The 4,504-nt window shown below is 65.1% G+C and carries 5 protein-coding genes and 1 pseudogene; 4 read left to right on the plus strand and 2 right to left on the minus strand.

Translation table 11 applies throughout. From position 1 onward, the window contains the following. Window positions 1-350: PDDEXK nuclease domain-containing protein (locus ACI38Z_RS02595; protein ID WP_439788626.1), on the plus strand; the 350-nt coding region annotated here is incomplete at its 5' end. A 50-nt stretch (window positions 351-400) separates the two neighbouring features. On the opposite strand, the gene ACI38Z_RS02600 is transcribed toward ACI38Z_RS02595, so the two are convergent. Then, window positions 401-1,234 (minus strand): fructosamine kinase family protein, encoded by an 834-nt coding sequence (locus ACI38Z_RS02600; RefSeq protein ID WP_439788627.1) that lies wholly within the window; start codon window positions 1,232-1,234, stop codon window positions 401-403. 140 nt (window positions 1,235-1,374) lie between these two features. Here ACI38Z_RS02600 and ACI38Z_RS02605 point away from each other — a divergent pair, with 140 nt between their 5' ends. Further along, complete coding sequence (locus ACI38Z_RS02605; protein WP_439788628.1) at window positions 1,375-2,037, plus strand: DUF3267 domain-containing protein; 663 nt, start codon at window positions 1,375-1,377, stop codon at window positions 2,035-2,037. Window positions 2,038-2,070: 33 nt separating this feature from the next. Here the strand turns inward: ACI38Z_RS02605 and ACI38Z_RS02610 are convergent, their stop codons facing one another. Continuing rightward, window positions 2,071-3,036 (minus strand): AEC family transporter, encoded by a 966-nt coding sequence (locus tag ACI38Z_RS02610; protein WP_439788629.1) that lies wholly within the window; start codon window positions 3,034-3,036, stop codon window positions 2,071-2,073. 250 nt (window positions 3,037-3,286) lie between these two features. Between ACI38Z_RS02610 and ACI38Z_RS02615 the strand changes: the two genes are divergently transcribed. Beyond that, entirely contained in the window at window positions 3,287-4,072 is a 786-nt protein-coding gene (locus ACI38Z_RS02615) for an ADP-ribosylglycohydrolase family protein (RefSeq protein WP_439788630.1), read from the plus strand. Window positions 4,073-4,212: 140 nt separating this feature from the next. Further along, window positions 4,213-4,504 (plus strand): annotated as a pseudogene (locus ACI38Z_RS02620) (amidohydrolase family protein); the annotation flags it as partial.

The raw sequence follows: 4,504 nt of genomic DNA on the forward strand, positions 1-4,504 counted from the left end.
GCTATTACGTGGACCTCGTCTTCTACAACATCACCCTCAGGTGTCACGTGCTCGTGGAGCTCAAGACGCATCCACTCAACCCGAGGGACGTCGGACAGATGGACTTCTACGTCCGGCTCTTCGACTCCAAGTATGCCCCCGAGGGAGACAACCCCACAATCGGGCTCACACTCTGTTCAAGCTCCGACCGAACGGTCGCAAAGTATTCGGCACTCGCAGACGGAAAGGGACTCTTCGCTTCCACATACGTCACGTACCTGCCCACGGAGGAGGAGCTTACGGAGGCATTGGAGCCAACGAGGCGCGCCGCCCAGGAGGCCATGCGCAACAAGGAGCCTCCGGAAGGCTAGTCGCATCGGTCACCGTCTCCAGGCGCTGCGCATAGGGCGAGAAGATCGAGTTATGCGTAGCGCCGCGCAATGCTCAGCGCGAGGTCAACGTAGGCATCCCCAAACAGCACGCAGTGCAGGAGCACTGGCACCAGCTGGTGGATTCCCACGCGCTCCCGCCAGCCTTCCGCCAACGGAGAGACCCCGTCGTAAGCCGCAACCAGATCGTCCAGGTACGCACAGCCAAAGAGCGCGAGCATCGCGAGGTCCGTCTCGGCATGGCCACCCGAAGCCATGGGGTCTATCAGCGCCGCACCCGTTGCAGCCGCCCGCGTTCCCTCGTCCGCCCAAAGGAGGTTGCCAGCCCACAGGTCGCCGTGGATGCGCGAGCAGCGGAATCCCCGCCCCCGCACGAGCCCAGGCTCCGGAGAGTCGAAGCCGCCTTCGGCCATGCGGTCGGCCACGTGCGTGAGCAGACGCGCGCCCTGCGCGTCAACCAGCCCGGCATCGCGAATCGTACGCACGTGGGGCATCACGCGCCAGCGCGCGCAGGCAGCGCCCCAGGTCTTTGCCCCATCCCGCGACGCAGCCGGCACCACCTGCGTAACGGAGTTCGCAATGGCGTAACCAGCGCCATTCCAACCGGAAGGAGGACAGCCGTACCAATCGGCACCCGCGGCATGCGTCCGCGCGAGCGCGGCCCCGGCAAGACGCGCCTTCTCCCGCGTGGGAGCGCCCTCGCGAATCCGCTCCTCGGACAGCCGGTGCGTGCTGGCCCCATACACCCGCGCGCACGCCATTCCGCCGTCAGCCTCTGCCTCACCCAGCCAGCGCAGGCCCGCGGCCTCACCCGTAAGGTCCGCATGAGGACCATCGTCGCGCTTCTCGAACTCATCGTCCTTCATCGTCACGGCACCCCAATCGCACCCAAGTCGCCATACCGCATATTTAAACAGGCAATCCATGCGCCAAAGCTAACGCAAAGCTAACGTGGCTTCCCCGTATACTCTAGGCAACTTCTTGCCGCCCGTGAAAGGACGACGCCATGAGCCACTCCAAGACCGACCGTCCAGGCAAGAGCGACCGCAGGCTCTCCGCGGCCGAGCAACGCCGGCTCGACCACTTCCAGAACGTGTGCGACCGGATGGCCGCCACTGGCTATGCACGCGAGGTCCTCACCATCAGCCCCGTCCTCGCAAACGTCGTCGTGATCGTCGCCGCCGTACCGTTGGCGTTTCTCACGTTCTGGCTGTACCGCACCTTTGCGCCAGCCACGGCAACGGACTCGCTTGAGGTGGACCTTGGCCTGCCGCTGATCTTGGTGGCACTTGCCCTCGTCTTCGCACACGAGCTGATACATGGCCTCACGTGGGCGATCTTCTCTCAAAATCACCTGCACGACATCGAGTTCGGCATGATGTGGAAGTACCTCATGCTCATGCCCTACTGCACGTGCAAGACGCCCCTTGAGCTCGGCCCTTACGTCCTAGGCGGACTTGCCCCGCTGGTTCTCCTTGGCATCCTGCCGATGGCGCTCGGCATCGCGACCGGCAGCCTTTTCGTCACCATACTCGGAGCGTTCATGGCGCTGTCCGCCGCGGGCGACGTGATGATCGTGACCAAGCTGCTGCGCTTCCGCACAAACGCGTGCGAGGTCGTGATATTCGACCATCCCACGGAGGCGGGCAGCGTCATCTTCACGAGGTAGCTCGCGCCGCCTCCAGCACGAAGGCGGAGCACCCTAGGACACGAACCCGCCGGCGCGCAGCACCCAGAGCCACATCGTGAGCGAAAGGGCACAACCAAGCGTCGTCAGCATCACGATGGTTGAGGTGAGCGTTCCGTCATGCCCCATGTTGCGCGCCATTATGTAGCAGCTCACCGTGGAGGCGGACCCCAGCATCACGAGCAGCGCGATGAGCTGCTGGTTGCGAAAGCCGAGGTGGATGGCCACGGGCATGAACACCGCAACGAGTCCCACGAGCTTCACGAGGCTCGCCACGGTGGCGACGCCCAGGCTCCCCCGCGCGGAGCGGAACCTGAACTGCGCACCCATCGCCATGAGTCCCAGCGGGGTCGCGAGCACCGCCACGTTGCCGACGGTGGACGCCAGGATCTTGGGCATGGGCAGGCGCAGGAGCGACCACGCAAACCCCGCGACGATTCCCAGGATGATTGGATTGGTGATGACGCCACGAACCGCCTTGCGTGCCATCGACCCCACGGACGGGCGAGAGGAGCCGTCCCCCTCCGCGGTGAGCGTGAGCACCACCACGGCAAACACGTTGTAGAGCGGGACGCTGCCCAGGATCATGAGCGCCGCCATGGTGGTGGGCGCGCTCCTGTAGACGTTCTGGATGAAGGCGATGCCCAGGATTGCCGCCGAGCTGCGATAGCTCGCCTGGATGAACTCCCCGCGCTGCGGCACGTCGCGCACCACCAGGTGCGCCAGCAGCGTGATCGCCGCCATGCTCAGGGCCGTCACGACAAAGCAGAACAGGACGAAGCGGCCGTCCCACGCGGCAGCGAAGTCCTGCGTCGCAAGGTCCTGGAACAGCAGCACCGGCAGCGCCACCTTGAACACGAAGGCGTTGAGGTAGTCCGCAAACCGGTCGTCCATCATCCCGACCCGATGCAGGAACATGCCCAGCAGCATGGTGAGAAAGATGGGGAAGGTCGCGTTGACGCTGAAGATGAGACTGTCCACCAAGATCCTTTCGAGCTCGCCCGCATCCCGCAGGCCCGCCAGCCGGCAGTCCCGCGGCTTGTGGCATTGTAGCCCCGAGGCAACTGCTCGGGCGGACCCGCAACGTCCCGGTTACCGCACCAGCACGGAAGCTAGAATGTCGGCAAGGCGCCACCCCGCGCGCAAGGCTCACCCACGACACCGGCGGACGTCCTTCTCCCCACGCGCGACGCAGGCGAGAAGGACGACCCCCCAGAATCGAGGCCATCCCATGAAAGCCAAAGCGACTCTTCGCGACTGCATGTACGGCCAGGCCGTTGGCGATGCGCTGGGCGTACCGTACGAGTTCCGGGCGCGTGGATCGTTTACCTGCACGGACATGGTGGGTCATGGCAGTCACAACCAGCCTGCCGGCACGTGGAGCGACGACACGTCCATGGCGCTGGCCACATGCGACAGCATCCGGGCGACGGGTCACGTGGACGTGGAGGACATGCGCCGCAGGTTCGAGCGCTGGTACCACGAGGGCGCCTACACGGTGGACGGCCTCTTTGACATCGGCGGCTGCACGGCCCGGGCTCTGGACGAGGGCCGAGGCCAGTCAGGTGGGCGCGACAACGGCAACGGCTCGCTCATGCGGATCCTGCCGCTTGCCTTTACCGACGCGACCGACGACGAGGTCCGCGCCGTGTCCGCCATCACCCACGCGCACCACACCTCGTGCGACGCATGCGTGCGCATGGTGCACGTTGCCAGGAGGCTGATTGAGGGCGCGATGCCGACAGAGGTCGCCTCGGAGCAGGTCGGCGTGCCCGAGGATGACATCCGCTCCGGCGGCTTCGTGAAGGATACCGAGCAAGCCGCGCTCTGGTGCCTTGGCAACACCTCGACCTACGAGGACTGTGTCCTTCTGGCCGTGAACCTGGGCGATGACACGGACACGACGGCCGCGGTCGCCGGTGGCCTGGCCGGGATTGCCTACGGCATGGACGCGATACCCGCCAAATGGATGGATGCCCTTCTCGGCAAGGACGTGATCGAGGGCTGCCTGTTCTGACGCGGGTCCGCATCGCCCCCGCGCCATTGCGCGGCTCCATATGCGAGAGGAACGGACTGGATGGTGCATTCCCACCCAACCCAAGCACATCGTTTTGCTAGACTCGCAGCCCAAGCCACTTATCCACGAGGAGAAGAGGCATGGGGACGACTGGTCGCACGCGCATCGCCTACATCGGGGCAACCATTCTCGATGGCACGAAGGACATGGAGCCGCTGGAGGGCATGGTCCTCGTCACCTCCGGCAGTCTCATCGAGGCCGTCGTGCCCGAATCCAAGAAGAGCGCATACGCGGGCTGCGAGGTCCACGACCTGAGGGGTCGCTATCTCATGCCCGGCCTCATCAACATGCACGTACACCTGGCAGGGAATGGCAAGTCGCAGAAGAAGCAGCGCGACAGCGCGGCGCTGGTCAGGAAGATCATGAGCAACG

Origin of the sequence: Parafannyhessea sp., from assembly GCF_051876455.1 — a bacterium.
Taxonomy (GTDB): domain Bacteria; phylum Actinomycetota; class Coriobacteriia; order Coriobacteriales; family Atopobiaceae; genus Parafannyhessea.

Bases quoted from the DNA above. Each gene is read 5' to 3' on its own strand.
- ACI38Z_RS02600 (WP_439788627.1), bottom strand. From the start codon at position 1,234: ATGAAGGACGATGAGTTCGAGAAGCGCGACGATGGTCCTCATGCGGAC.
- ACI38Z_RS02605 (WP_439788628.1), top strand. From the start codon at position 1,375: ATGAGCCACTCCAAGACCGACCGTCCAGGCAAGAGCGACCGCAGGCTC.
- ACI38Z_RS02615 (WP_439788630.1), top strand. From the start codon at position 3,287: ATGAAAGCCAAAGCGACTCTTCGCGACTGCATGTACGGCCAGGCCGTT.